Raw genomic sequence first — 26,837 nt, 5'->3', positions numbered from 1 at the left:
ATTCGTCATTCGTCATTCGTCATTCGTCATTCGTCATTCGTCATTCGTCATTCGTCATTCGTCATTCGTCATTCGTCATTCGTCATTCGTCATTCGTCATTCGTCATTCGTCATTCGTCATTCGTCATTCGTCATTTTGTTTATAGCAAAATTGTAGGGTGCGTTACGCTTTGCTAACGCACCACTAGAGTTGTAAGTTGAGTTTCGACTTTGCTCAACCCAACGGAATCTAAGGCTAAGGTTCCCTTACTACAAACATAACACCTCTGCAAAAACCAATATCATTCCCACTTTTCTCCGAATCCTACAAAAAATTGACCCAAATCCTTCAACCCCCTCTGCGAACCTCTGCGCGAACCTCTGCGCTCCTCTGCGTTAAAAAATATAATACTCATGCCAACCTAAAATTAACAGATGGTGCGTTACGCTTCGCTAACGCACCCTACGTCTACGTCTAAAGCGTTTGAGTCAATGACAAATGACAAATGACAAATGACAAATGACAAATGACAAATTAATTTAATCGCCGCATCGCTTTTTCTATGTTATCAATCCGCTGTTCATCCCCAATTGCCTCATATCCCGCCTTAGCGTCTTGATACCAACGCCGCGCCGCTTCATAATTATTATCCATTTCATAAACTTCCCCTAAAAACTGGGCAACTTGCGGAATCAATTCAGCATTATTTAACTGCTGATAATTGCTGTAGGCAGCCATTAACACCTCAACAGCTTGCGGTAAATTTTCCTGCGCCACAAAGGATCTCGCCAGTCCAATTTGCGCCTGGGCAAGTCCCGCAATATCTTGACGACTGCTTGCCAAATCTAGGGATTCTTGATATACTGTTTCAGCTACTCTCGATAGCTCCAATTGATTATATAAACTCCCCAGACTCTGATAAACCTCCAAACTCTGGCTATTTGTATCAATCGCGTCTGTTAGCGTTTGAATCGCGGCTGTCATCAAGTCATAATCTTGGTAAACCTGGGCAAGTTGCAAAGCCATTTCATCTGCACTCAGATTCTGCTGACGAATCTTTTCCACCTCAGCCATTACAGATTCAGCTTGGCTAGGTGTCATCAGTCTAAACATCGATTTCCCCGCCTTTCCATCCGCCTCAACCATCAATTCATAATTAATCCCAGGGGTTAAGGGAGATTGAGTCGCCGGATAGGGAATTTCGGTGTCTTGCACATTCGGTAATTCCCAGACAGTTTCCCCCGATCGCAACAAACGAACAGTATACTCTTGACTATCGGCTAACGGTGTCCAAGATAAGGTAGGTTGAGGATTTAGCAGTGAACCTCTAGGGGGAGTGATAACCCGAATATCCGTCAAACCACTGCGACGAGGGAAACGACAAGGACCATTTTCTGGGCAGATTGGCTTGGGACTTGAGGTATCCGCGATCGCACGTTGCCAGATAATGCTCTCGATTCCCGTTGTTAAGCTGAATGCGACAATTAAGGGAAATAATACCTTAGGCTTCATAGTAACACAAAAGCAGGGTAGCAGCACAAGACATTAATATCATTGTATAGACATTAACGATAACATTTCTAGCCATATAGCTTGCATGAACAAAATCGTAGGGTGCGTTAGCGCAGCGTAACGCACCGTTCCGTTGTTCTTCAGAGAATTACTGTGCATTTAAATAATCTAATGCATCCGCTTGCCATACCTGTACTTCAGGTAATCCTCTCGACTCAGCCTGACGACAATTTTTCCAATATATCAACGCATTTGTATCATCCCCCTGGTTTTGCCAAACTTGGGCGAGAAGACAATGTGGTGCCGCTTGCTTACTATCTAACATAATAGCTTTTTTTAAATAGTTCTCGGCATCTTTACCGCGATTTTGTTCCAGACGCGCCCAACCGAGATTTTTGTATAGTATGGATTGGAGACTATTTTTTTCTGTTTCATCTAAACCAAGACTTTCTGTACGCTGTAAAGCCTTAAGTAGGAGATTAACGGCTACATCATAATTCTGCTTTTGCCAAATTTGCAGACGGGCAAAATTGTTCGTCGCATCAATCCCGACATAACCCTTATCCTGCATGGCAAGTTTATATTCAACCAGCGCCTGATCAAAGTTTTCGTCATCCTCATAAAGTATTCCCAAATTGTAGTGAATCGTTGCCGCTGTTTCAGCGTCTGGCTTTAAATTTAAAGCTTGAATAAATTGTTCTTCAGCACATTTAAAGTCCTCTTGATACTTACAAGTCAGTCCCAAATCACTACGGGCTATGGCACTATGAGGATTAATTTCAATTGCCCGTTCTAAGTTTATTCTGGCTTCATTTATTCGATTGTATATCAGTGCATTTCGTCCTCGATCAAAATAATAATTAAATTTGGAATAGTACCATAACTCATACCATCCTATCCCTAATAATCCTAAAATCAGCATGAAAACCACAGTTATCCCATGAGGCGATCGCACCCAGCATCCCACCCCCCGCAACCACAGACTGACTCTAGTTAATCCTTGCGCGATCGCTTGCACATTTTGGGGGCGATTTACCACCGCATCCGCCATCAAATCATCGATAAACTCGGCTAAAGGTTTAGAGATTTGTGGTGCTTTATCTTGCCAAATTAACTGACCTGTATTATAATTAATAGGTAGACAACTAGGCGGTTTATTAGTAAGGAAATGAACCAACGTGCGTCCCAAGGCATAAAAGTCGGATTGGGGCAAACATTTACCCTGCCTTTGTTCCGGTGCAGTGTATCCTTCTGAGATAATCTTGGTCAGTTCAATATCTCCCCGAAGTTTAGCTAAATACGTCCCGGTAATCTCCCGCACACTGCCAAAATCAATCAACACCAATCTGCCATCCGGCTTCAGGATAATATTACTCGGTTTAATATCCCGATGAAAGAATTGGTTTTGATGCAAGTAATCAAGAATCTCTAGAAGTTGTCTCAACCAATTGAGGGCTAATGATTGAGAAATTGCCCCATACTGTTTTGCCCAGGCTTCTAAATTCTGTCCCTCAATTTTTTCCAGAACGAGGCAGTGTAATTCGGTGGTACTATTAACAGAAACCGTAAAATCCCCATCACTCTCCACCTTGGGAATCCCTGGATGGTTTAAAAGTTCCAGCGTCAAAGCTTCCCGTTCCAATAGTTCGACTAATTTGCTATGATTATCTTTAAGAACCTTCATCACTTTCCGAGTTCCCTGATCATCCACCTCAAAGATATCGGTATATTTCCGCGAATCTAATCGGCGTAAGGGTTGAATTAACCGATATCGGTCATAAATCAATAGTGGAGTGCCGCAGGTTTGGCAAGACTCCAATTCATCGGGATTTTGACGCTGTTTACAGTGGGGATTAATACAGTAAATCACATGATTATTCAGGGTAGTGGCGTGGCACACCTTAATTGATAAATTAGAATTACATCCAGAAGTGGTAGGGGCGCATGGCGTGCGCCCATAAAATCAACAAATCTGGGCATGCGCCCATAAAATCAACAAATCTGGGCGTGTGCCCATAAAATCAACAAATCTAATCCACCATTTTAGCTGTGTCAGTCTAATAAAATGGTAAGAGGGGAAAATGTAAAAGGATAGAAGGCTACATTTCTACTAATCATGCATTTGGCTGGTTTTAACATATTTTCTAATAATCGGTTGTAAAGTAAAAAAGGGTTCACTCGTCTTTTTCCTATCCCCCCCAGTCTTCTCAATCAGAGAACGCCCCCGCAAAGAGTCCAGTACCTCTAATAATTCCGAAAACGAGATAGAATTATTTTTGTGCAAGGTTCTCAGAGATAGAGGCTTGTCTTGACTCGCTAAACTCTGTATAATTTTTTGTTCTAAATCCGATAACTTCTCAAACTGTCGGTCTAAGTTTTCGCGAAAGATATCATCAACTAAAATAGTTTGCAGGTTAGTGAATTCCACCACATCCCCATTAAAATACTCTTGAATCGTCGCGGCGACTAACTTTAAAGCCAAGGGATTCCCTTGATAATCCCGAATCAAACTATCCCATTTCTCCTCACCCGTTAACCCATTTTCGGCTAAGATTTGGCGGGCGGCGCCGTCGGGTAAAGGATTAAGTGGTAAGGAATGAACCGAGGGACGGGTTGTCTCTAATCGCCGGATATCTCTCAGGGTTTCTTGAGAACAAAGTAATAAACAACTTTGATGGGAGGTTTCACCAAGTTGTCTCAGAAGTAACCCGTACTCCTCATAGTCAGGACTATAGCGTCCAAATCTATCACCACTTCGCACAATTGTCTCCACATCATCAAGGATAAATAGACAACGGTGTTGGCTAAGATAATCGCGCAACTGGGAGAATCTCTCATTCAAGTCTGTGGGTAAATCCGATGCTTCCTGATTTCCCAAAGCGATAAGCCAATCCGCTAAAAGGGTGTCCAGGGGTAGCGGATTCCTAAGCGATCGCCAGATAATAAACTCAAACTCCTCCTCTATATCCTGCGCCAGGTTCACCGCCAACGTCGTTTTACCAATTCCACCCATTCCCAGGATGGCGACTAAGCGCGAGTTATCCTGAACAATCCATTGCTTTAGCCTCTCTAGTTCCTCTTGACGCCCATACATCACCGAGATATCCGGCGCTTCTCCCCAATCTCGACGCCGAGAGGACTGAGTTTGACGAGTTTGATACGCAGAAATGAGACGCTGTTTCAATTCCACTAACTTACCCGGACCCGTTCCTATAATTTCAAACTTGCGATAAACTTCACCCAGTCGCTTCCGCAAGGCGATAGGAGTGATCCCCAGAGATCGGGCAATCTCATCCTGAGTTGACTTGCCTGTCAGCACTAACGATAACGCCTCCAGTTCAGTGGAGGACACACCGCGTTCATCGGTCAAGGTTTTCAGGAATTCAGGGGGAATCGGGGAAGTCAATGTCTTTGGTTCTCACGTTAGTCTGTACTTCTCATTATAGACTGTGAGGCTAACCGACGATTCGTCGTTCGTAGTTGAAGCTTTAGCCTTCTCCAACTATCAAGGGAAGCATCTCTAGTCTTAGTCCATTTTAATGGACTTTAGCTATAAGCCCGGAGTTTGAACTCCGGGTTCCGGGCGGGTATCTGACTTCTAGTCGCCCTTTATATTTTATATAAGGTGAGAATTAATTCAGAATTTTATCTGCCACAATTGGGTCTTTGGATCATTTTTTGTCCCTAAACACCACTCAACCACCAAAAACCCAACTGTGAGGCTTAGTTAACCCCATCACGGAGGCTAACGCTGCATTGATCATCTAGGAGAAGAACGCAAAGATGGAGCCGCAGCCGCGCCATAATTCACTCGGCAACCAATATTAAAGATACTGACGCCACATTCTAGAGGAACCACGTCACCGTTCCGCATGGCGCTACAGCTTACATAACCATCATTATTGGTATCTTTCATCATGCACTCAATGGGTTCTGCACCAGCACGACTTGACCAAGATTTCATCCCCATCCCAGCAACAATGTGATGCCAGAAGAAAACCAGCAGGAAGAAACCCAGAAAAACTGAAACAATTGCTGTCGTGATCAATCCAGCTCTAAATTTCCAATTTTGCAGAAAATTACCAGACTTGGTTTGACTCGCATCTGGCGTAGGAGTCGATTCATTGATTGGTTTATCTTGAGTTTCGGTCATAGGAGTACGTAATCTCTTGTGATTTTAAGATAATCGCTTATGGATCTATTCTGATTGTAGCGATCGCGCCTTCTGACTGACTACTCCTCCACCCCCTCAACCTCAGGAACGGTACGATCGCCCGCCATGTAATATAATTGACAAACTGTTATCCGGCAACCCTCAAACCCTTTCTGTAACGCCACAAAGAGGCTCACTTAAGTGATATGAAAATCAAACACCCACTTGTATTTCTCGGATTGGTTATCACAATTTTATTCTCAATCCTTCTATACAATCCCTTGGTTTCTCCCAGTCAGGCTAATGTCACCGATTTAAGCCCCATATTTGGCAACACGATTGGAGCGTTTGTTCTTTATACTCCCCAAGACAATCAATACATTTACTACAACGAGGAGCGCTGCAATCAGAACTTTCCGCCGATGTCAACCTTTAAAATTCCCAACTCGATAATTAGTCTAGAAACGGGCGCGATCGCAGATGAGACGATCACGGTTTCTTACGATTCCCAAAAATACCCATCCGAAGATTGGTGGCCCCCCCAGTGGAAACAGGAAAATAACCTTCGTTCTGCGTTGAAATACTCGGTTGTCTGGTTGGCTACTTAGAGAAATCCGATGATGTTTATTTCTTTGCGCTCAATCTCGAAGGGAAACAAGAGGAAGCCAGCGGCAAAAAACGACTTGAGATGACCAAGCAAATTTTTACCCAGCTAGGAATTTTATAAATTGTCGCCAAAACTTACAAATTTTAAAACTCTTGCCTGTTGCCTCTCCTTACCATAAGACTCCCTGTAGCACCATCTGCACACCCCCTGAAGGAGAAATGGTTAGACCGCGACGCTGGGGTTTTACGGGTTTGGTATCCCTCAGCGCTAACTGATAACGTGACAAAATAGTCGCCAGAACCAGTTTCATTTCCATCTGCGCCAATGCCAAACCCACACAACGGCGACTACTACCGCTTCCGTGAATCCCGTCTGATTATCTAGAATTATCACTGCATAACCCAAAAATGATTAAGTTTAACAACATTTAAGTTGCAAAACATTGTAAAATTTTCATAAAGTTAATCTACCGATACAATTATTTAAGGTACTCAGCATGACTGCAACAACCCCAAAAACTACGTCACCCGTTCCAGCCTTTTGCGAAGGCATCCAATATTTTGGGCAAGCCTTACCGGGTTTGGAGACGTATGGTGGAAAACCTGCCATTGCTGAGGGCAACGTTGCAATTGCATCTCCATCTGACCCGGCGGCTGTCTTCCAAACCCTCCTAGCGGCTGATGCCCTGCGTTACCTAATCCTGCAAGTCACTGCATCCAAAGCATCCGGTCATCCCGGCGGATTTGCCAGCGTCGCCGAAGGCATCGCCGCATTAATCATGCTGGGCTATAAAAATATTATTACCGAAGTGGGACACCATGCCCCCGGCTTTTACAGCACCATGTTCTTAGACCGATCCCTAGAGGACATGGGGATTACAACGGTACAACAAATGCGGGAACGGTTCCGGGAAATGCATGGACTCCTCGGACACCTATCCGGTCAAATTCCTGGACTCCTCAACCCGGCTGGACCCTTGGGACAAGGGCAGCATTTCGCCATGGCGGGGGCGTTACTCCACCGGGATACCCTCTTCCCCGTGACAATTGGCGATGGGGGAATTGGTGAACCATACATAATGAGTAGTTTTGGTCACTTCCACACCGCCTATCCCGACGTCACCAACTTCCTGCCCATCTTAGTTTGGAATGGATACTCCCAGGAACACCACAGCATGGTATCCACCAAATCCAACGACGAGATGATTGAATACTGGGAAGGCAATGGATTTGAAGAAATTATCCTCGTCAATGCCAAAGACTTTGACGACGCCAATCAACCCGGTGAATACGTCGATAGCACCGCCTTTTCCTGGGAAAAACGCTTGGAATTTACCAAAGCCGTATTAGAAGCGACAGACAAAGCCGCTAAATCTGCCCTGGGCGGTAAGCTGACTGTACTGATTATCAAACAGCTTAAAGGCGCGGGTGTCCATGCGCGAGGTGCAAAAGCCCACAACCTCTACGCCTACCATACCCTAGACAATGAAGAAATTGTCCAGGCCTTGAAACAGCGTGCCTTACCCCCAGAAGCGTGGCAACTGGTACGCACCAACTCTGAACGCGCCGCTGGGGGGCCAGCGTCCCATCAGGTGGTGACGGAGAAAGAATTATCCCTACCGGATTTAGGCACATTACCCTTAAACGAATTTGCCGTTAAGGGGGATAAGCAAGTCGCAACAACAGCGATGGGGGCGTTGGTTGCCTATGTGGGGAAACAAGACCCTAACTTTATCATTTCTAACGCTGATGGCAATGCCGCCTCTGGGATTAATAACGTTAACGTGGCGCTGAAGATTCTCCATCCTACCGTTGATGAACTTTATTATCAGGGACCTAAGGGTCAAGTTTACGAACCCTTAAGTGAAGATGCTTGTGCGGGGTTAGCGGCGAGTTTAGCCTTGTTTGGTTCCCGTACTCTTTGGTGTTCCTATGAATCCTTCGCGATTAATGGGTTACCGATATGGCAAACAGTTACCCAAGCCATGGCAGAATTGCGCCGTCCAACACCGGCTACAATTACCTTATTTACCGCTGGGGCATTAGAACAAGGGCGCAATGGTTGGACTCACCAACGTCCAGAGATTGAAAATTACTTTGCTGCCATGATGCGGAATGGCAATGTGTTTCCTTTATTTCCCTGTGATGCCAATAGTATCCAGGTGTGTTATGACTGGGCGCTGACGATGAAGAATAAGGGAATTACGATTACAGCGAGTAAGTCACCTTTACCAGTATTAACCACATTTGAACAAACCCGTCAAGCCTTGAAAGATGGGGGTGTGGTACTCCATGACACCGAAGGGAGTAAGAAAGTCGTGTTTGCCGTGATTGGCGATATGCCGTTGATTCCCGTCTTAGATGCAGCCGTTCACCTGGAAAATCAAGGGATTGGCGTGCGAGTTGTTTCCGTGATTAGTCCTCGGCGTTTGTATCGTCCCCATGATGTGGCGTGGGAAACTTGTACAGATCCTGATAGCCACTTTTTAGATGATCAAAGGTTTGAGGAGTTGTTTGGTGGCGATGCGTTGATTGGCGTAACTGGGGGTGCTAGTGCCATGCTGGAACCGTTGATGTTACGGAGTACCGTTAAGCGCGATGTTTTTGCCTGGAAGCGCGGGGAAACCGCATCAAGTGCTGGTGAAATTATGGCATTTAATGGGTTAACGGCTGAGAATTTGGCGAAGCGGGCGACTGAGTTAGTTGGCTAGAATCGAGGTGAATTAGTTGGCTTTCCCCTACCTGAGTTAGGCTTGGGTAGGGGATTGTTATGATAGAGTCAAAAATGAGGGTTAAAACATAATTTATGACTAGCTCACTATCTCTGCAAACAATAATTGAACAAGGAAAACCCATGCAAATCACGATAAACATCCCCAAAGATCTGGAGCAAAACCTGATTCAACAAGCTACCCAACTCAATATTCCCCTTGAAAGCTTTATCCTCCAATCCTTGCGTCAACTGACTCAAACAACCCAAAGCAAAGTTGCCTGTTGGTCAGATACTATCCTTAGCTATAAAGGTGATCCTGACTTTCCAGCATTTGAATCTTACCGAGATGAACTTCTACCACCCCGCGAACCGGAGTTATTCTAATGCGCTACCTGCTTGATACCTGCGTCATTAGCGACTTCATCAAAGGGGAACCCGGTACCCAAGCCCGACTCAAGCAAACACCACCAACTGACATTGCGGTTTCCGTAATCACGGTTATGGAATTGCGCTATGGCTTACAACTCAACCCTCAACGCGCCCATAAAATTGAACCCGTTATTACCAGTTTTCTCAGTTCCATTACTCTGCTTCCTTTTGGCATTTCAGAAGCAGAACAAGTAGCTCATATTCGTGCCATTCTCAGATCTCAAGGACAGCCAATTGGCGCTTACGACGTGCTAATTGCGGCTACTGCCCTTCAGTACAACCTCGTCATGATCACTGCCAACCAACGGGAATTTGATCGAGTTCCTGGTTTACAAACTGAAAACTGGCGACAGTTATAGAAGAGCATTATTTTAAGAGCAAAATTTTGGATATCACGCACAATGAAGCAAGCTGAAAAAGGCGATCATAGATGTATTCTGTTGTTACAATTGGTCGTCTTGATCGCCTTGACGAATTTGACTATCGAGAGCGATGTGTTGAACGCCTCATCGAGATTGTAATGGACATTGAAAACTATATTGCGGTTGGTCGCTTCTTCATTCCATAGTGACAGATAAAGGAGCGAATTCATGAAAGTACAATACCCTCTGTTTTCCCAAGTTGCCCTGGCTCAGGACTTACCTGAATACAATCTGAAACGGGGAGATGTTGCGACAATTGTGGAATATTACCATAAGGCTGAAGGTGAAGAGGATGGATACAGCTTGGAAGGATTTGATGTGCCTCAAGTGACAATCGAGGTTGCCGCCTCGCAAATTATCCCCCTTGTTCAGTGGCAGCGGGAAGAAATCATATTACGCAAGTTGCGTCAGCTATCAGAATTAAGACAGCAACAATTGGAGGAGTACCTTGATTTTCTCTTACAAAGAGAGAAGATAGCAAAATGAATAAAAAACAAATGAAGCCCTAATTTATATAGCAGAAATAGAAACAAGTAGAAATGAATCCGAGACAAATTGAAAGCTGGGCATTGAGAGTTATTGATTGCGTCAAAAAGGGTCAACCTAACGAAGATTTTCTAGTTGAGTTGAAGCGAGATTGGATAGAAAAAGAAAAAGCGGCTCGTCGAATAGCAGGTCATGCAAATGCGGCGCGAGGAGAAAATATACTTTGGTTAATAGGTGTTGATGAAAACCAAGGTGTTATTGGAGTCAATGCCACCGATCTTGCTAGTTGGTATTCCACTGTAGAGTCTTGCTTTAATGAACTAGCGCCAAGAATGACACCCTTAAATATTCCTGTAGATGGGAAAACAGTTGTAGCTTTACTTTTTGAAACTGATCGCGCTCCTTTTGTCGTTAAAAATCCAGTTTATGGATCTAAAGGCGCAGGTGCTGTTGAGCTTGAAGTTCCTTGGCGTGAAAACACATCGATAAGATCAGCACATCGTTCTGATCTGATTCGATTACTAGCACCACTCGAACGGCTACCAGAGATTGAAATTATTGATTGTGACCTTACAGCAACAATAGAAGAAAGAGACTCTCGAGGAGTTTATACTCCTGATGAATTACGGTTGAGTTTAGAATTGTATATTGTTCCTAAAAACAAGAACCGTATAGTTATTCCGTTTCACCGATGTAAGGCAGAGTTTGAAATTAGCGGAATTACAACAATTCAATCTAATTGGCTCGAATTAGAGCCTGCTACAGGTAAGTATTATAGATGGGCAAATACATGGGCAAATACAGAGATACCTGGTTCTTTAACAATTCAAAGTACAGCACACGAAATTATAATTGATGCTCCTGGTAAGCTTGTACTAGAAGCAACAGCAGGAAGACCATCCTTGCCGGAGAATGCCAAAAATTGTGATGTTCGTATTTTCATTCATCTTTTACCAACTGATACTGATCGCCCAGTTGTCTTAACTAAGACATTGCCTTACCCAAAAGAACAATGACGGTTCATATTGTGTAGATTGTAGTATAAAATTAGTTGAGTAAAGTAGGCGGAGCATTCTCAAAGAGTAACCCAACGCAAGCGGGTGGTACTGGACACTGATCATGTCACACGAAAGTTAAACACAATAGCAAATTCTATTATCGTTACGCGAAACCAGGATGATAAGGATCTCTAATTTTAAATTAGATACTCAACACGAGTTTTAACGAGGTAACACCATGACACAGGAAGAGTTCTTGAATGAGTTTTTGTCCCTGCCGACTGAAGCACAACGTCAAGTTATAAACTTCATCGCTTTTTTAAAAAAATACAGGGAAACTGAACTTGCCTCTCAAACAGACAATATTGATTTAATCAATGATCCATTCATTGGGATGTGGCGAGATAGTCAAGATTTAGCTAATAGTACGGCTTGGGTGCGTAGTGTTAGAGAAAACGAGTGGTCAAAATCCCGTGGCTAATCCAACTATTGTAGATACCGACATACTGATTGATGCTGGTCGTGGTATTTCTGACGCCGTTACCTGTTTGCAAAACTTGAAATCAAGTTCTAGCTTGGCGATTAGTATAGTCACACAAATGGAATTAATTGTCGGCTGTGCTAACACAGAAGCTGATTATTGTGAGGTTACATTGAGAGTCATTAAATATGTACAAGATAGAAAAAAAACTTGATGGTAATTTTGTTAACAATTTTCACGATGGTTCTATATATGACTTGGTTTTTATTGATCTAGAATTTTGGCCAGATTATGTAAATAAAAAACCCGTACAAAGAATCTATGGCTATACCATTACTCGAATCCTCAAGTCAAGTAAGCAGCAATTTATAAAAATTAAATTTTTAGAATATAAAAATGAAGAGAAGCAACTGGTTAATGAAATCATAAGTGATATTTATGCGTTAAAGAATAAAATTTTTATTGGATTCAATATCAAGGATAGTGACTTCCTTACATTAAAGAGGAGATTAAACTGTCTCTCGATAAAATCACAACAGCTTGACATCAATTTTTTTGATTTTGCAAAAATCAATAAAGAAATAAAGCGCCAAGGTTTAAATAAACTGTTCAAAAACCTGGGAGTGAAATCCAATAAAAAAATTAATGGCAAATATTTTCGCAAAAACACAAAAAAAATACTTGCCAAAAGTAACGGATGGATAGATTGTCTATTAAATATGTTTGAATATTGCTTGGAAGATGCGGCTGCTTATTTTGAACTGGTTGCCAATTGGAACAAAAAATTCTCAGTAGTTACTAAAGAGATGATTATTGGTGAATCATTAGTGTCTTATCGTCAAAACCTAAAATCGGATCACTTACAAGAAACATGGATACTCCCGAACGAAGAAGATTATGAAATAACTATAAATCCTCTGTTAAATGCTATTTTTTATGAAGAGATAGAGAGATTATGGTATGATCAGCTCCTAGATGATTATTGGCAATAGTCTTATCCAGTTGAGTTTAAAGGTAACCTTCAACCTGAAGTAAATTACTACATTATTGATAAAAGGTTATCAGAACAAATGTGTGCCGTTGCCAAACGTCGGGGTATTTCTCCAACTAAGCTATTGAATTTGTGGGTGCAGGAAAAACTACGGGATGAGACGATATAATAACTCAGTCTGCTTACTCAAGAAGAGATGTTATCTAACCATCGTCGGGCAAAACCGTGCTGGAAAAACATCAGTACTGCAAGCGTTGCATTATATCAGTCGATTGGCTGGCTCAGAATTTAAATATATCTTCCAGCAGGAAAGATTACCTCAATTTATTACAACGACAGGCAAAAAAAATATTTTGGTTAATGCCAGCGGTTTTTGGGGATATAACACTATGACTATACAACTTACAGAACAACTCAACCCAGTCAACGACCAGTATTTTATCTTACCCGGTCGTTATAATTGGCAGCAATTCAAGGCAATTCAAGCCGTGATGCAAGAGGTTCCTGGATTAAAACTAACTTATTTGGATGGGTGTGTGGAGTTCATGACTACAGGTGAAGACCATGAAATGATTAAAAAATTTCTAGCGATTCTCCTAGAAGCCTACTTATTTGAAAAGGGGATTCAATTTATCCCCATTGGCAATGCCACTCGTGAAGCTGAAACGAAAGGTGCTTCCTTTGCTCCCGATGAATCTTACTATATTGGCACAAAGAAAGACCATCCTGATCTGGCAATTGAAGTGGCTCTCACCAGTGGCGGAACGGATAAACTCAAAAAGTACAAGCGGTTTCAAATTCCTGAAGTTTGGTTTTGGCAAAAGAATAAAATTTTAATCTACCGTTTTCGGCAAAATGACTATGAGCAAGTTGAGCGCAGTGAGTTTTTACCTAACTTGGATTTAGAGTTGCTGGTGCGCTGTGTGTTAATGTCTGATATAGTTGAGGCGAGAATGGCGTTTATTAATGCGATTCGACAGTAATTTCCCGGTTAATCTCATGTTAAATTACCCCCTTTGGTCACGGCGATTGAAATCGCTGCTACACAAACAAAGTCCGCCTGCGCGGACTGGGTTATAACGGGGGTAGCTAACCCGGATTTATTATGACATTGCGGTTTCCGTGATCACGGTTATGGAATTGCGCTATGGCTGACAACTCAACTCTCAACGCGCCCAGAAAATTGAACCCGTTTTAACGGGTTTTAGCTTTTAGCCCTAACTTTAGTTAAGGGCTTAAGTTAACTACTCTAGCTATACGATTATGGCGAAGACAGCGCAACTACAAGCTTTAAATTCCATGGCTTTTGCCAATCACCCAATGACGACGAAAGAAACGAGCTAGCGCTGATTCTTCCAAGGGTAAATAAATTGGGCGCCCGTGGGGACAGGTGCGGGGGTGGCGAGTCATTTTCCATTGATTTAATAATGTCTGCATCTGGTCTAAATTTAAGGGTGTGCCATTGCGAATTGCACTGCGACAAGCTGTGGCAACTTGTGCGTTTTGTAAGTCTCCACCTAAACTGAGTTCTAATAAGGCATCAGCACAGTCGTCTCGCTGATGTAGTAGGGCGGGTGCGTTGCGAACAGCCCACAGTTGATCGCCAAAGGGTTCTATTTCTAACCCAATCCGTTGCAGTTGTTCGAGTTGAACGGGGGTTAAATGGTTGAGAATTACGGGGGGTTCTAGGGGAACCAGTTGCCAGCGATCGCACAGTTGTTCGTACAAGACTCGCTCATGAGCAATATGCTGCTCAATTAACCACATTCCTGTATCATGTTCTGCCAGAATATACATGTTACGTACTTGGGCAACGGCTTTTAATTCCACTAAGCCAATATCCGAAGGATTACGCTCCTGTTTTGGTGACTCATCCAGGTGATAAACGCCCTTTTTTGCCGAGGCTGTCAGTAATTTGCCGACGCGATGGGATTGAGAGGCGGTGTCAAAATTTTCCGCCCCAATCCGCAAGGCTTGTTCAATGGCTTGGCTAATCTGTTCTTGCCAATAGGAAAGAGAATGCAGATAAATCTCGGCTTTGGCGGGATGACGATTCCAATCAATTTGGCTGGGGCAAATTTGTAGGTGAATAAAACAAATCGGATAGCGATCGCGCGGTAAGGTTCTCGCCATGGCGGTTAGAATCGTCTGTTCCAATTCTGGCGATCGCACTAATCGTCCATTGGTGGCTACTTTAACCCAATCTGGGCGGCGACGGTGACAGCGATCGGGTAATCCCAAAACCAAGGAGAGTGTGGAGTTTTGACCCTTCGCTTCGCTCAAGGGCATGGTTTGCCGAAAGTAGGGGCGGGTTTCACTACTATCCTTTTTTGTCACCTTGATGTTAGTAAACCCGCCCTCACCTCCCCATCTCCCCATCTCCCCTGCACCTTGGCTCCCCTCCTCTGGTGTGGGAACATCTAGGGTTAATTGCTGCAAATCATGCACGCGCACTGGTTTGAGGAGTTGCGGGATGATCTGTTGAGCCGTTTTACCCGGACTAATTGTAAACCAGGAGCGATCGCTGTGCTGAACTTGCCAGGTAACTGAGGGATGGCAAAGGGCTATATTCTGTATCGTGGCTTGGATTATGCGTTGTTGTTGACTCCTCGACGGTAATCCCTGACGACGCAGACGCCATTTGCCAAATAGATTCGAGACAGTCACCACTGTACCTGGCGCGATCGCAACCGCTTCTGTTTCTTCTGCTTCCCCCTGCGTATTATACGTACAGCGCCATCCCTCAAAACCTGTCAGTCGGCTGCATATTTCTAATTCGGCTAACGCGGCAATACTATGCAGGGCTTCACCGCGAAATCCCAAACTGGTAATCTTGTATAAATCATCGCGACTTTGAATTTTGCTGGTGCTGTGTGCCGATGCAGCTTTTTGTAAATCTGTCAAGTCCATACCCGTGCCATTATCTGCCACGCACACGCGCCACAAATCAAACCATACAGCCACAGCGATGCGCGTCGCCCCAGCATCCAAAGCATTTTCCACTAATTCTCGTACCACGGCGGCTAAGGAATCAATCACCTCGCCAGCCGCAATTAAGTTAACAACCTCCATTGGTAGGGTTTGAATAGAACCAGTCATAGTTTGCAGTAGGGGCGGGGTTAGCACTGTTGCGTTTCGCTGTTGATGATAACGTTTTCTCAAAACCAGCCCTGTAAACACTGATTTCACGGATTTATTGAAACGGTAGCGGAGAGGGTGTGAGAGGTTAGTCACACTGATTTCACGGAGGCGTTAGTTATCAATGGACAAAAGATGATTAGATTATCGGGCAAATTATTAACTTGTCTGTGTTAATCTGTGTCATTTAAAGGAATGCCAATCCCTTCCCGACCGACATAGACGAAATTCAGTGAACCTTCTAGATCATAAAAATCCTAAGCTTTTAATATTTGATCAGCAAGTTGTTGGAAAATTTTATCGACATAAGCACCTGTTTTCGCTGAGGTTTGATAAAGTCCGACTTCGGAATTTATGTCTTTATCCTGAACGAATTGAACCAGTTGGTTCATTTTTTCCGGTTCGACTAAATCCGATTTATTTAAGGCAATGGCAATTTTGCCTTTAGGATTAACCGAGAAAAACAGGTTAACGTGTTCATCTAATCGCTCAACGGTTTCCATGCGGCTGACATCAGCAACGACGATGACACCACTCGCCCCCTGTAAGTAACTAGGAGCAATGGATTTAAATTTAGTATGTCCCTCCAAGTCCCAGATAAGCAACTGTAAATTTACGGATTCTAGGGTTTTCCGAGAAATCTTCACACCAACGGTGGACAGATACTGATCGCTAAACTGGCGTTCGACGAAACGGCGAATCAAGCTAGTTTTGCCCACGCCAAAGTCACCGACGAGACAAATTTTTTTTGATATTTTAGCCATTGGTTATTGGTTATTGGTTATTGGTCATTGGTAACATTGGTTCAGGGTAATCCTTCTTACCGTTCCCCGTTCCCTGTTCCCTTGTCCTCATGTTTAACTTTAATTATGTCCAACTACTTATGCTTTTAACGTGCGATCGCCTCAAATTCGACAAATCGGCTGTATTTATGGGGTTCATCATCATACACGCCTGTGGGGGGTTTGGTGGTTCCGGAAACTTCTAAGCGTCTCGCATCGATTCCTTGACGCACCAGTACCTCAGTCACGGCTTTTGCTCGTTCGAGGGCTAATTCCTGATTTTCTAAGGGTGTGCCACTGGGATCACTATGACCAATGACTCGGAGTGACTGGTTGGGGTAATCGTTGAGGAATGCGGTCAAGGCGTCCATTTTGGCTTGTTCTGACGCTTTTAATTCGGCGGAATTGAGATCGAAGTAGATGCGAGAGGCTAAGGCTAGAGGTTGCAGTTGCACGGTGTTGGTTACAGAGTCTACTCCCGGAATTTTCTCTAAAGCCTGGGTAATTTTCTGGGCATCTTTGACCTGAATCACGCTACCTTCTACGGTAACTTGACCATCTTGAAAATTTGTCCAAATTGCTAAACGTTCGGTTTGATTGAGAATAGCGGTGACACGATCAACCTCGGCGGCAACTTCGACGAGATCGGGTGGAACCTTGATGGCAATGATATCATTATCTATCTCACCATTTGGTATAGTCGTTTGGGCAATTTGTCCAGCTTTTTCGACTAGATATTGATTCGGTAATTTGCCTGATAGGGTAATCGTATCGCCTTGTGCATCGACGTTTAACCGATAGACAGCAAGTTCGGGATCGGAGGCTAACGCGACGGCGGTTTCTTCCTCAAACTGCTGATTGACGCCACTGCGATGTAGATGAATACCCCAAGGAATAAAAATTATACCCAATACAGCAGCACAAAGGCTTAACAAGGCAACAGGAACTTTACGCGGTGACTGTTCTGATTTAGGATTAACCAGAGTTAATGATTCCAGAAGGGACGGGATTTGCTCCGGTACATTATCTGGATCACCATCAAATGATTCCATCGCCTTCCCATGGCGCAGAACAATGGTGCCCAACGCCTCGCGCATTTTGTCGATGAATGACTGTGGGGGATCGCCTTGTGTCACCACAGCGAGATAACAGTATCCGGCGACTTCCAAGAGAATGTCACAATGTCCGTATTCGATGCGATCCAGTTCGGAGATTTCACCGGATTGCATAATACAATCATTGACAAAACTGCGAATGGCTGTCAGCATCCCTGCCACCATATCTGACTCTAATTGTTGTTTGCCAAAGGGTTGAACTTCAGCAATGACTAATCCGGATGCTTTGTGGATCAGAAAAATCGCTTTGATGCTAAAGGGCATCGACTCTTTAAAAATGAGTTCCGCTTCAGAGATTCCCTGACTTTTTGCCCGAATTTTGCGAGCAATTCCCTGGGGACTTAGGGAGTTTTCCACTTTCTGATCAATCGCCCGCATCGCTTCGGACAAATATTTATAGAATGTCCCGCCCATGACTGGATAAAGGGCGTCTACCATCGTATCCCGTTCAATATCAATTTGTTCTTTAATCGCCGCACTCATTTCCGGGGCAATTGCTCGGGCAAATTCACCGGGGTTGCTGAGAATTTGATAGTTAACGGCAGATGGGATAATCGGCGCTAAGGCGGAACAGATGCCCTCTTTATCTTCTTTGGTTTTCGCCTCGATCATTTGATCCACAATGGGCGCGATCGCACTTGCCATTTCTTCTCTAGCTTCAGCAATTTTCATGCTTAAAATTTGAGTGATTAATGGCAGCATTAATTTAATTAAATTACTTGGATCATAAATCTGGCTTTCTAAAGATGAAAATTTTTCTTTTAGCAGTTCAATGCCTTCTTGCGAATCGAGAATATCCGGTGTTAACAATAATTTTTGCAAGCGTTCAAATTCATCCTCGATATTTGCATCATAAGCGACAATGGATTCCTGGTTAGCGTTTTCTGGTACATATTGAAGCTGAGATGATGATTCAAAATACTGGTCAGAGTCTTCGGTTGGCGACTGATCAGATTCGGTCAACCAGGATGAGGATGTTGTTCCATTTTCTGATGAATTGAAGGACGATTGATTCAGGGAGTCTAGCGCGGTTAGAAGTTGCTCAGGAACTGAATAATTGCTGGATTCAGTAGATTGTTTAGACAAGGTTTCAGGTGAGGTTGGGTTGAATTGAGATTGATGCAAGGGGTTAAAGTTTTGAGTGGAGGATCGATCGTGAGTTGCATGGTCAAATAATGATTCATTTTCCCCATTTGATAAACCCTCTAATGCTGTTTGAGTCTCCTCTGAATCGAAATGATCCGTGGAATTTGGCTGTGATTCTTCTAAATGAGTTTTACTTGGCACGGGATCTGGAAAACCTTTCTCCAAATCTCTCTCCTGCTCTTGAGAGGGCTTTGAATGGGGGGGGGTTAGGTCTGGCGTTGATTTTTCCAGATGGCGTGAAGAGTCTGCTAGATTAGTAGAGTCTGACTTATCGTCGGATTCTGGCGATTGAGGTAAGGTTTCTGACAACGGCGGCGATTTTTTATCTTCCCTTACTTCCAGAGGTTCCACCGGAACGTCTTTACCCGCTTCTACAACTTCCTGTTGTTTTAACTGATCAGTATGAGATTTACCCTGAGTTTCCCCGTTCTTCTGAGCGGAAGACATTTCTGGTGCGGTGGCTTCAGTCGAGTTAGGATCTTGTAAATCCATCAATAAATCCAGCAAGCCTTCTAGCTGGGATATGCCAGATCCCTTTTTTCCTGGTAAAGCCATAATTTGATCCTGCCTTATTCTATATCGGCACCGAGTTCGTAAATGACAAATTGAGTCAAAGTTGGCATTTGACTCAATTCTAATCCTATTCATTAAGAACATCCACACCATTGCTAGCTTTGAGCCAACATTTGGCTGAAACTAATCACTAGCAACTTGAGTAAATGGCAACATGTCCTCTGTTATTGCTTATCTTACTGAGATAGAGGACTTGCTTCTAAAAGCCTAACATCAACATCCACATCACTACCCGCTGCTTCTTTCAGCTCTGGAGCAAACTCCGTTCCTTTAATTCTTAATCCTAATTCAAACAAAATATCTGCCATATCATCTTTAGCAACTTTGCCTTCGTTAATTAAGGAAAAGCGCCGTTCGAGTTCTTCAAAAATATATGATCTCAGGCTTCTAATATCATCTTGGAGTTTTTCACGAGTTTCTGAGAGTTCGTTATGCAAATTATTGGTTTGTTTTTCTAAATTATTATCCAGTGATTCCAGATTGCCGGAAAACTTTTTGTTAACCATATCGATGGTTTGCCGAATCTCTGAATTATCGTTTTGAACCGTCATATTCAGCGACTTCAGTTTTTTCTCCAGGGAATCTACGGCGGCTCGTAACTCTGTCGCATAGACAGTCTTGGTTTGCTCGATGCGATCGCGCATTTCTTGCTGGATCAATGCCAGGTTCGATTCAATTTTGTCAATTCGGCTATCGTACTCTCGTAATTGAGCGCCGAAGATGATATCTCGGATCTGGTCAATATTGCCTAGGCGCTCGCGCATTTGTTCTTTACTGATTTCTGCCATACTTTTCCCTCTCACTTGGTTAAACGTCTGTTTGGCTCAACTTGATAGGTTGGCGGTCAATATCCCCCGATCGGGTGGTGACACTACTATAACACTGCTGCTATATCTAAAATATCAGTCAGAATCTTTCAAGTTAGAGTCTTTCCTTCTGAGTCAGTTATCTATTTTATTGCCGTCCCTATTTTTATCGAGTTTAACCATAGTTTTCTGAGATTACCTATTCAGCTATAAATACTTGACAAATTAGGTTTTATATGAATCGTAGGGACACAATATATCGTGCCCCTACGGATGGTGGGTAAAATCGATTGCACTATTTTAGTGGATCAATTTCGAGTGACTACGGTTGTGACGATGATAAGGGTATATCAACAGGCGTATTCTGGGAGGCGAGTGACTCACCCACCAGATTCCTAAGTCCCGCCGCGTTCAAAAGGTTGACCCACTGATTCGCCACCTCCGAATCACTCGGATAATTGCGGCGCAGTTCAACGAGCTGTGTTAGAGTATCCTGCCACAGTTCTGCCTCAGCATAGAGTTCCACTTTTTTTGTCGGTGATGCCTGCGCTAACTGAGTTTCTAAGGTAGGATTGATAGTTACCCGTCTCACCCATCCTTCAACCACCAGATCATTAGAGCGTTCCGCCTCGGGCGGACAGAGAATCGAGAACATCCAACGATAATCCTCACCCACTGCCAACGGTGATAAGCTAACGTCGTGGGGTAGATTTAAGGTGATGATTCCTGACTTGCCATTGGTACGGAATTTGCTTTGATAAACGAGATTTCCCTCGCTATCTTCCAGGACAAACTCCACAGGTAAGGGTGTACCAGGATTGGGTGAGGCTGGTAAGTAAATAAAAAAGCTGGGATAAGCCGCAACAGTTGTACCAAAGCGATCGCTCGGCATTAAAGCCGTTAACGGTTTACCGACAACGGGACAATTTCCTCCAGCACTTCGGGTTGCCCCTCCTTCGACACGGTTCGCCGAGCCAATTCCCCTTGGCGGTTCATATTTGTTGGTTGTCCAGGTTTGGGGTATTCCTTGAGCCTGGAGAATTTGGGGGCTGTGGATCAGGGCAAACCCTGCGGCAAATAGCGCCAGTTTTACCCCCACAGCGAGAGAAAATCGATAAAAAGGACGTCGCTTATGTACCATGACAGTGACTCAGTGATTAATTCGGATTGGTTCTGCCACCCTGAGCTACTGGTTCTTCAGAAATTACGTCTACGTCTAATTCGACTGAACGGAGCAATTGGCTCCATGCCGCCTTGACACCGGGATCATCCGGGCGATCGCGACGCAGTTCCACTAAGGTATTCAAGGTTTCATACCAAAGTCGTTCTTTAGCGTAGATAGCCACTCGCTGTTCCGGCGTTGCTTGTTGAATGCGGCGTACCAGATTGGGATCAGGTTCCACGCGCTCGAACGCACCATCAGCATATACAATACTGGATGGATCTCCAGGATTACAAATTAGTCCCAATGTCCACTTATATTTCTGACCCGTCTCTGGTGGAAGGACACTACTTTCTAAGTTAGGCAACGTTAAGCTCATAATACCGGGAGCGCCGACAACATATTGTTTTTCATCTCCCTGAGAATCTTGTCCGGTGTAATGGGCGAAAGCATACTTCGTCGAATAAATTTCCTCACCATTTGCATTCCGCACCGTCAACTCTACTCCCCAAGCTGTGTTTTTCGGTAGATACCAAGAGAGAGTAGGATACTCAGCCATGGTTTTGCCGACGGACATAGGAACCAATGCGATCGGAACTTGCTCTTTGTCTTTGTCTGCGATACAAACTCCTCTTGTACCACCAGCTTGTCTACTACGGGCGATATCTGGACCTTGACTGTCTGGCGGCGTGAATTCCCATTCTGTGGGGATATCACGGCTGAGGGGTGAACCCCCTAACTGTGCTTGTACCCCAGCGGGAACATTAGCCACAAGTCCAAGGGTTAGCGCTAAAGCGACTGTAAAACGGGATGAATGGGTAAACCAAGCCATAATAATTTAGAACTCCTTCTTTATCAGAGTCTTTCAAAGTTTTTGGGAAAATCTGTCTGAGCAGATACTTAACCTTCCGACAACAGGGATGATAATTGCAGAATTTTCAGGTTTCTCGCCGAATAATTTGCCTGAATAGTTCTATTCTAGCTTGAGATAGGGAGTGAACTGAAACCTGAGGTTGCACTTTTATCTGAATCTTTATGTTAGTTTTTCCCTATCTTTGTATTGGTTGTTTTATTCAACAGAAGTAGCTCCTGAGTTAGACAACGATTCAGTTAAAGCAGCACTCCTGTCTGGATTTAATTGCTCAGAAAGACTTTGTAAACCGACTGATTGCAATAACTTGTTCCACGCGGTTTGCACGTTGCGATCATTGGGAAAATCCTGATGGAGTTCTACCAAGGTGTCTAACGTGTCATACCAGAGCAATTCCTTGGCATAGAGTGCCACTCGTTCTTGAGGAGTTGCCTGTTGAGTCCGCATTTTTAGCGTTAGACTCGGTTCAACTCGCTTAATCCCACCACCCACAACCATATCTGCTGAACGATCCAGGGCGTCACAAACCAATGCTAATTGCCAGTAATATAGCTGATTCGTTTTCAGGGGAGCAAGATTAGCAGAAGTAGGAATCGCTAAACTCATAATTCTCGGCATCTGTGTTGCCCCTGTCACCGACTGCTCCAAGGAATACTTAACCCGGTAAATTTCTTCATCATTAGCATTTTTCAGTACAAACTCGACTGCCGATGCTGTTGTTGATGGCATATACCAGAATAATTTGGGATATTCCTCTAGGGTTTTACCGATCAATGATTCTGGAACTAGGGCAATTAGTGATTGATTATTCGGCGTACAATTCTCTGGCCCTCGCGTTCCACCCGCTTGTCGATTCACAGGAATCGGCTCAGGTGTTGAACCTTCTGGAGTTTTGAATTCCCACTGAGTTGGTAGTTCAGCACCCAGAGAGGTAGTCCTAACCTGGGTTGGCACTTGAGCGACTAGCTTGGTGGCTAGTCCTAGCATCAAAGCTATTGTTAAGAATGTTAGGTGTGATAAGCGGGTGAAACAAGTCATAATTCAGATATATGCTCGTAGAACCGAGTCTTTAGTATATAGATGTTAGAGCAGAAGCCAAGGTTCCAGACCCAGGTTAGTTTCCGTCAGACATAATCACCGTTTTGGCTCAGGCAAGCATCTACCTTAAGGGAAATGTTGCTGAATTAAGAGTTTGTCGTAAACGCTGCAAATCATGCTAGCCCACTTTTGGTCTGACTACGACCCCTGGTTATATCAGTACCATTGTCTTAAGTTGTTACTATTTTAACGTTAGACATGGGTAATCCCGGAACGTTGTTTCGACTCTTATCTAAATCTTCATCACTCTTAAAGCCAATTCCTGATTTCCATGCTTCTATCGCCTGAAAATTTAAATCTTTTGTAAAGATATAACTGTTCTCACTGGGGTGAAATACATGAATTCCTGCGAGATGGGGAATTCGCCCTTGTCCTCCAAGGCGACAAGGACTAGAGAAACTGGGCATCCAATGTTCCAGACGTGCTAGGGCGCGTCTAGAAGCAGGGGGAACAGAAATTAGAGCTTATCCGAGTAGAATCATATCTAACCCGACAGACTTCAGCAGTTTGTCCCAAGCCGCAATCACCGCCGGATCATTCGGGCGATCGCGCTGGAGTTTCACCAACGTCCCTAACGCTTCATACCACAGTCGTTCTTTTGCGTAAAGTACCACACGCTCCTCAGGTGGTGCTTGCTGTAAGCGACGGCTTAGGGTAGGGTCAATTGACACTCGCCGGATTGTGCCTGCCATATAAACATCACCAGATGGATCATTGGGGTTACAGATTATTCTTACAGTCCAGTCATACTTCTGATCCACTTTCAGTGGCAGAGAACTACCCTTTAATCTCGGTATGGTTAAACTGAGTATACCGGGCGTGCCAACGACCAATTGGGCATCTTGTCCCTGATCATCGTTTGAGGTGCCATGGGCAAAGGCATATTTGGTCGAGTAAATTTCCTGACTATCACTATTGGTTAACTTAAACTCCATGCCCCAAGCCCTTGTCCGGGGTAGATACCAAAAGATGGTGGGATACTCCGCCAGTGTTTGTCCCATACCAGACGCCGGTACTAAGGCAATGGGATAATTGCTGAGGCAACCCGCAAACGGTAAATTGCTGCTATCTTGTAGACCTGAATCACCAGAATTAGGCAGTGGCGCGGATTCCCATTGATCGGGTAACTGAGAACTGATCGAGGCATTGCTTAACTGCGCTTGTACCCGAACTGGCTCTTTCAGGCTCAACCCCACGATTAAAAGCAATGTTACTAAAGCGGTTATGGCTAGTTTGTGTGGGAAAAAACGGATGAGTTTCAGCATACATAAAAAACTTTTTTTGTCAATAAAATTATTGAATGAAAATGGCTACCCCATAACAACCAATGTTCAAAGGTGCGATCGCACCTTTAAAATATTGCAGATGCACGCCCGGAGCATCTGACTAAATCAGGGGGTATTGACACCACCTGAGTATAGATGGCGACGCTGAAATCTAAATCTTGATATAGACTGATCATGATTCCTAATCCTGATTCCTCTGTGTCACCTAAATTGAAATCTTTCCACACCATCAGACCGATTGGGGCGGCTGCCCTACAGGGTATTGCTTTTTGGGGAGAAAAATTGATTGCCATCGATGCCACGAGTGGCTATCTGTTGCAAATCAACCCCCAAACTGACGATACCAAAATTTTGAATTCCTCGCCGGATCTCGATTTTGCCGATGCGACGGGTTTAGCCATCGTAGGTGATACGCTGTGGTTGACGCGGAAAGAGAGTGTATACTATTGCCAACTCAACGGCGATCTCCAGCTTCAGCATTTCCTGACATTACCCTACACCGCCAATGGTATTGCACTCAAGGACTCGACGGTCTATATCACCTGTCAAAAAATGGGGTATATTCTGATTTACAGTCGGGATACCGGGCAGGAGATTACCCGCTTATATGCCCCAGGAATTGGCATGGAGAAGATTACGGTGCGGGATGAGGAACTTTGGCTCTCGGATCAGGAAGAACAAACCGTGTATTGTCTCGATCGCGCCACCGGAAACATTATTTTCAGCGTCTTAACTCCTTTTGAGAATCCCACGGGTTTAACCTTCTACCGAAACCCGCTTTCCGATCAGGAGATTCTCTATGTCGCCTATGCTAGCGTTGAACCCTATATCCGCGATAATCCCAACGCCCAACCTAATCATGAACTCCAATATCGCGATCGCACGTTTATTCATCCTCTGTACTTTCACTACAATGCCGAGGAACGCTATGCCCTCTCTAATGGCTATTTAATTGAAATGTCTTATGTGGAGGAACTCTCTCCCTTAGACAACGTAGCCCTCCAGGACATAGAATGGCGCATCGCCTTACCCTCAGAAACCCCACGCCAAAAAATCCGCGCCATTGAAGCCGTTGGGATTCCCTTCACCGAAGAAATCCAAGGCAATCAGCGGGTGGCGGTGTTTAAGTTCGATACCCTCGGCCCCGGAGAACGGCATTTATTTGGCTGGAAGGCGCTTCTAGAAGTCTGGAGTATCAAATATCGGATTACGCCCAGAGATTTAGAAAATACGCCAGAATTGCCAATTGAATACAAATCCCGCTACTTGGTGGATGATGACGAGTTAGCCATGGATACCGAAATCATCCGCCGCGCCGCCCTTGACGCTGCGGGTAGAGAAACGAATTTATTGCGACAAATGTATAGTATTCGCAATTATGTCTATGACCAACTCGCTTATGGAATCAAACCCCATATCGATACCCCAGATGTGGTGTTAGCGCGAGGAATTGGTTCCTGTGGGGAGTATCTCGGTGTCTTGTTAGCCCTATCCCGTCTCAGTGGGATTGCTTGTCGTACCGTTGGTCGTTACAAATGTCCCGCCCATCCCGATCAACGAGACATTCCCTTACAACCTGATTTTAATCATGTTTGGATGGAATTTTACTTACCAGGATTTGGTTGGGTTCCCATGGAATCTAATCCCGATGATACTCGCGAAGGTGGACCTTACCCGACTCGATTTTTTATGGGATTGGCTTGGTATCATGTAGAAATTGGTAAAGTAATTACGTTTGAAACCCTGACCAGTCAAGGTGTTCCAGTTAACAAGGAAGAGGTTTCGATTGGGGATTTAGCGATTAATCATGTCCGGTTCAAAATTCTCGAAGAATTACCACCTCCGGGAGAATAGTTTTGCCGAATGTAGGGGCTGGTTTGTGGGCTTTCGTTTTGCTATTGATGATAACATTTGTTCAAAACCCGCCCTTTCTGAGTGTAGGGGTGGGTTTCACTATTATCGTTTTGGGTTACATCCAGATGTAACTCGCGCCCTCCCCGACTCATCCTTCGCGGCGTTCAAGGACATGGTTTTGATGCCCTGTTTTTCTACGAATGACAAATGACAAATGACGAATGACAAATGACAA

Annotated in this window: 25 protein-coding genes and 1 pseudogene; 12 read left to right on the top strand and 14 right to left on the bottom strand. The window is 44.2% G+C overall.

The genetic code is table 11. The features are described from left to right. Positions 1–514 precede the first annotated feature (514 nt). The 4 genes from RIG27_RS10475 to RIG27_RS10460 all read right to left on the bottom strand — a co-directional run bounded on the left by RIG27_RS10475 (position 515) and on the right by RIG27_RS10460 (position 5,645). Positions 515–1,492 (bottom strand): tetratricopeptide repeat protein, encoded by a 978-nt coding sequence (locus RIG27_RS10475; protein WP_446344920.1) that lies wholly within the window; start codon positions 1,490–1,492, stop codon positions 515–517. 148 nt (positions 1,493–1,640) lie between these two features. Then, positions 1,641–3,392 (bottom strand): protein kinase domain-containing protein, encoded by a 1,752-nt coding sequence (locus RIG27_RS10470; protein WP_446344918.1) that lies wholly within the window; start codon positions 3,390–3,392, stop codon positions 1,641–1,643. 210 nt (positions 3,393–3,602) lie between these two features. Next, positions 3,603–4,898 carry an NB-ARC domain-containing protein gene (locus RIG27_RS10465; protein ID WP_446344916.1) on the bottom strand — a complete coding sequence of 432 codons (1,296 nt, stop codon included), beginning with the start codon at positions 4,896–4,898 and terminating at the stop codon, positions 3,603–3,605. Between the two features lie 354 nt (positions 4,899–5,252). Continuing rightward, entirely contained in the window at positions 5,253–5,645 is a 393-nt protein-coding gene (locus tag RIG27_RS10460) for a hypothetical protein (protein WP_446344914.1), read from the bottom strand. A gap of 206 nt (positions 5,646–5,851) precedes the next feature. Here RIG27_RS10460 and RIG27_RS10455 point away from each other — a divergent pair, with 206 nt between their 5' ends. Next, on the top strand, positions 5,852–6,253 hold the full coding sequence (locus RIG27_RS10455; protein WP_446344912.1) for a penicillin-binding transpeptidase domain-containing protein: 402 nt from the start codon (positions 5,852–5,854) through the stop codon (positions 6,251–6,253). A gap of 168 nt (positions 6,254–6,421) precedes the next feature. Here RIG27_RS10455 and RIG27_RS10450 read toward each other — a convergent pair. Further along, positions 6,422–6,607 (bottom strand): annotated as a pseudogene (locus tag RIG27_RS10450) (cytochrome P450); the annotation flags it as partial. Positions 6,608–6,748: 141 nt separating this feature from the next. Between RIG27_RS10450 and RIG27_RS10445 the strand changes: the two are divergent. The 10 genes from RIG27_RS10445 (at position 6,749) to RIG27_RS10400 (ending at position 13,754) form a co-directional block, all read left to right on the top strand. Next, on the top strand, positions 6,749–8,962 hold the full coding sequence (locus RIG27_RS10445; RefSeq protein WP_446344910.1) for a phosphoketolase: 2,214 nt from the start codon (positions 6,749–6,751) through the stop codon (positions 8,960–8,962). A gap of 143 nt (positions 8,963–9,105) precedes the next feature. After that, positions 9,106–9,348, top strand: coding sequence for a hypothetical protein (locus RIG27_RS10440; RefSeq protein WP_446344924.1), 243 nt, complete (start codon positions 9,106–9,108; stop codon positions 9,346–9,348). Continuing rightward, positions 9,348–9,752 carry a PIN domain-containing protein gene (locus RIG27_RS10435; protein WP_446344908.1) on the top strand — a complete coding sequence of 135 codons (405 nt, stop codon included), beginning with the start codon at positions 9,348–9,350 and terminating at the stop codon, positions 9,750–9,752. Before RIG27_RS10440 ends, RIG27_RS10435 begins: the two co-directional genes overlap by 1 nt. A 71-nt stretch (positions 9,753–9,823) precedes the next feature. After that, on the top strand, positions 9,824–9,961 hold the full coding sequence (locus RIG27_RS10430; protein ID WP_446344906.1) for a hypothetical protein: 138 nt from the start codon (positions 9,824–9,826) through the stop codon (positions 9,959–9,961). A gap of 22 nt (positions 9,962–9,983) precedes the next feature. Next, positions 9,984–10,301 carry a DUF4926 domain-containing protein gene (locus tag RIG27_RS10425; protein WP_446344904.1) on the top strand — a complete coding sequence of 106 codons (318 nt, stop codon included), beginning with the start codon at positions 9,984–9,986 and terminating at the stop codon, positions 10,299–10,301. A 53-nt stretch (positions 10,302–10,354) separates the two neighbouring features. Then, positions 10,355–11,317 carry an AlbA family DNA-binding domain-containing protein gene (locus RIG27_RS10420; protein WP_446344902.1) on the top strand — a complete coding sequence of 321 codons (963 nt, stop codon included), beginning with the start codon at positions 10,355–10,357 and terminating at the stop codon, positions 11,315–11,317. A gap of 220 nt (positions 11,318–11,537) precedes the next feature. Then, positions 11,538–11,780: a hypothetical protein gene (locus tag RIG27_RS10415; protein ID WP_446344900.1), complete on the top strand. Its 243-nt coding sequence runs from the start codon at positions 11,538–11,540 to the stop codon at positions 11,778–11,780. Beyond that, positions 11,773–11,994 (top strand): hypothetical protein, encoded by a 222-nt coding sequence (locus RIG27_RS10410; protein ID WP_446344899.1) that lies wholly within the window; start codon positions 11,773–11,775, stop codon positions 11,992–11,994. The genes RIG27_RS10415 and RIG27_RS10410 overlap by 8 nt, the downstream gene beginning before the upstream one ends. Continuing rightward, positions 11,969–12,772 carry a hypothetical protein gene (locus RIG27_RS10405; RefSeq protein ID WP_446344897.1) on the top strand — a complete coding sequence of 268 codons (804 nt, stop codon included), beginning with the start codon at positions 11,969–11,971 and terminating at the stop codon, positions 12,770–12,772. The genes RIG27_RS10410 and RIG27_RS10405 overlap by 26 nt, the downstream gene beginning before the upstream one ends. A gap of 154 nt (positions 12,773–12,926) precedes the next feature. Then, entirely contained in the window at positions 12,927–13,754 is an 828-nt protein-coding gene (locus RIG27_RS10400) for a Uma2 family endonuclease (RefSeq protein WP_446344895.1), read from the top strand. Positions 13,755–14,061: 307 nt separating this feature from the next. Here the strand turns inward: RIG27_RS10400 and mutL are convergent, their stop codons facing one another. The 9 genes from mutL to RIG27_RS10355 form a co-directional block, all read right to left on the bottom strand. Next, the gene (gene mutL / locus RIG27_RS10395; protein WP_446344893.1) at positions 14,062–15,870 is read right to left on the bottom strand and encodes a DNA mismatch repair endonuclease MutL; all 1,809 of its coding nucleotides are present in this window, start codon (positions 15,868–15,870) and stop codon (positions 14,062–14,064) included. Positions 15,871–16,166: 296 nt separating this feature from the next. Next, positions 16,167–16,673, bottom strand: a complete 507-nt coding sequence (locus RIG27_RS10390) for a Rab family GTPase (protein WP_446344891.1) — start codon at positions 16,671–16,673, stop codon at positions 16,167–16,169. A 125-nt stretch (positions 16,674–16,798) separates the two neighbouring features. Beyond that, the gene (locus tag RIG27_RS10385) at positions 16,799–19,507 is read right to left on the bottom strand and encodes an OmpA family protein (RefSeq protein ID WP_446344889.1); all 2,709 of its coding nucleotides are present in this window, start codon (positions 19,505–19,507) and stop codon (positions 16,799–16,801) included. 194 nt (positions 19,508–19,701) lie between these two features. Continuing rightward, a complete protein-coding gene (locus RIG27_RS10380) occupies positions 19,702–20,313 on the bottom strand; it encodes a hypothetical protein (protein WP_446344887.1) in 612 nt (203 codons plus the stop codon). A gap of 340 nt (positions 20,314–20,653) precedes the next feature. Further along, entirely contained in the window at positions 20,654–21,472 is an 819-nt protein-coding gene (locus tag RIG27_RS10375) for a DUF928 domain-containing protein (RefSeq protein ID WP_446344885.1), read from the bottom strand. Between the two features lie 16 nt (positions 21,473–21,488). Then, complete coding sequence (locus RIG27_RS10370; protein ID WP_446344883.1) at positions 21,489–22,325, bottom strand: DUF928 domain-containing protein; 837 nt, start codon at positions 22,323–22,325, stop codon at positions 21,489–21,491. Between the two features lie 237 nt (positions 22,326–22,562). Continuing rightward, positions 22,563–23,351, bottom strand: coding sequence for a DUF928 domain-containing protein (locus RIG27_RS10365; RefSeq protein WP_446344922.1), 789 nt, complete (start codon positions 23,349–23,351; stop codon positions 22,563–22,565). Positions 23,352–23,632: 281 nt separating this feature from the next. Continuing rightward, positions 23,633–23,869, bottom strand: coding sequence for a hypothetical protein (locus tag RIG27_RS10360; RefSeq protein ID WP_446344881.1), 237 nt, complete (start codon positions 23,867–23,869; stop codon positions 23,633–23,635). A 57-nt stretch (positions 23,870–23,926) separates the two neighbouring features. After that, on the bottom strand, positions 23,927–24,727 hold the full coding sequence (locus RIG27_RS10355; RefSeq protein ID WP_446344879.1) for a DUF928 domain-containing protein: 801 nt from the start codon (positions 24,725–24,727) through the stop codon (positions 23,927–23,929). A gap of 195 nt (positions 24,728–24,922) precedes the next feature. Here RIG27_RS10355 and RIG27_RS10350 point away from each other — a divergent pair, with 195 nt between their 5' ends. After that, positions 24,923–26,602 carry a transglutaminase domain-containing protein gene (locus RIG27_RS10350; RefSeq protein ID WP_446344877.1) on the top strand — a complete coding sequence of 560 codons (1,680 nt, stop codon included), beginning with the start codon at positions 24,923–24,925 and terminating at the stop codon, positions 26,600–26,602. The last annotated feature ends 235 nt before the right edge of the window (positions 26,603–26,837 follow it).

Origin of the sequence: Coleofasciculus sp. F4-SAH-05 (genome assembly GCF_040222985.1) — a bacterium.
GTDB classification, from domain to species: domain Bacteria; phylum Cyanobacteriota; class Cyanobacteriia; order Cyanobacteriales; family Coleofasciculaceae; genus Coleofasciculus; species Coleofasciculus chthonoplastes.
Note: the sequence above shows the minus strand (reverse complement) of the source record. Positions and strands in the feature narration are given on the sequence as shown.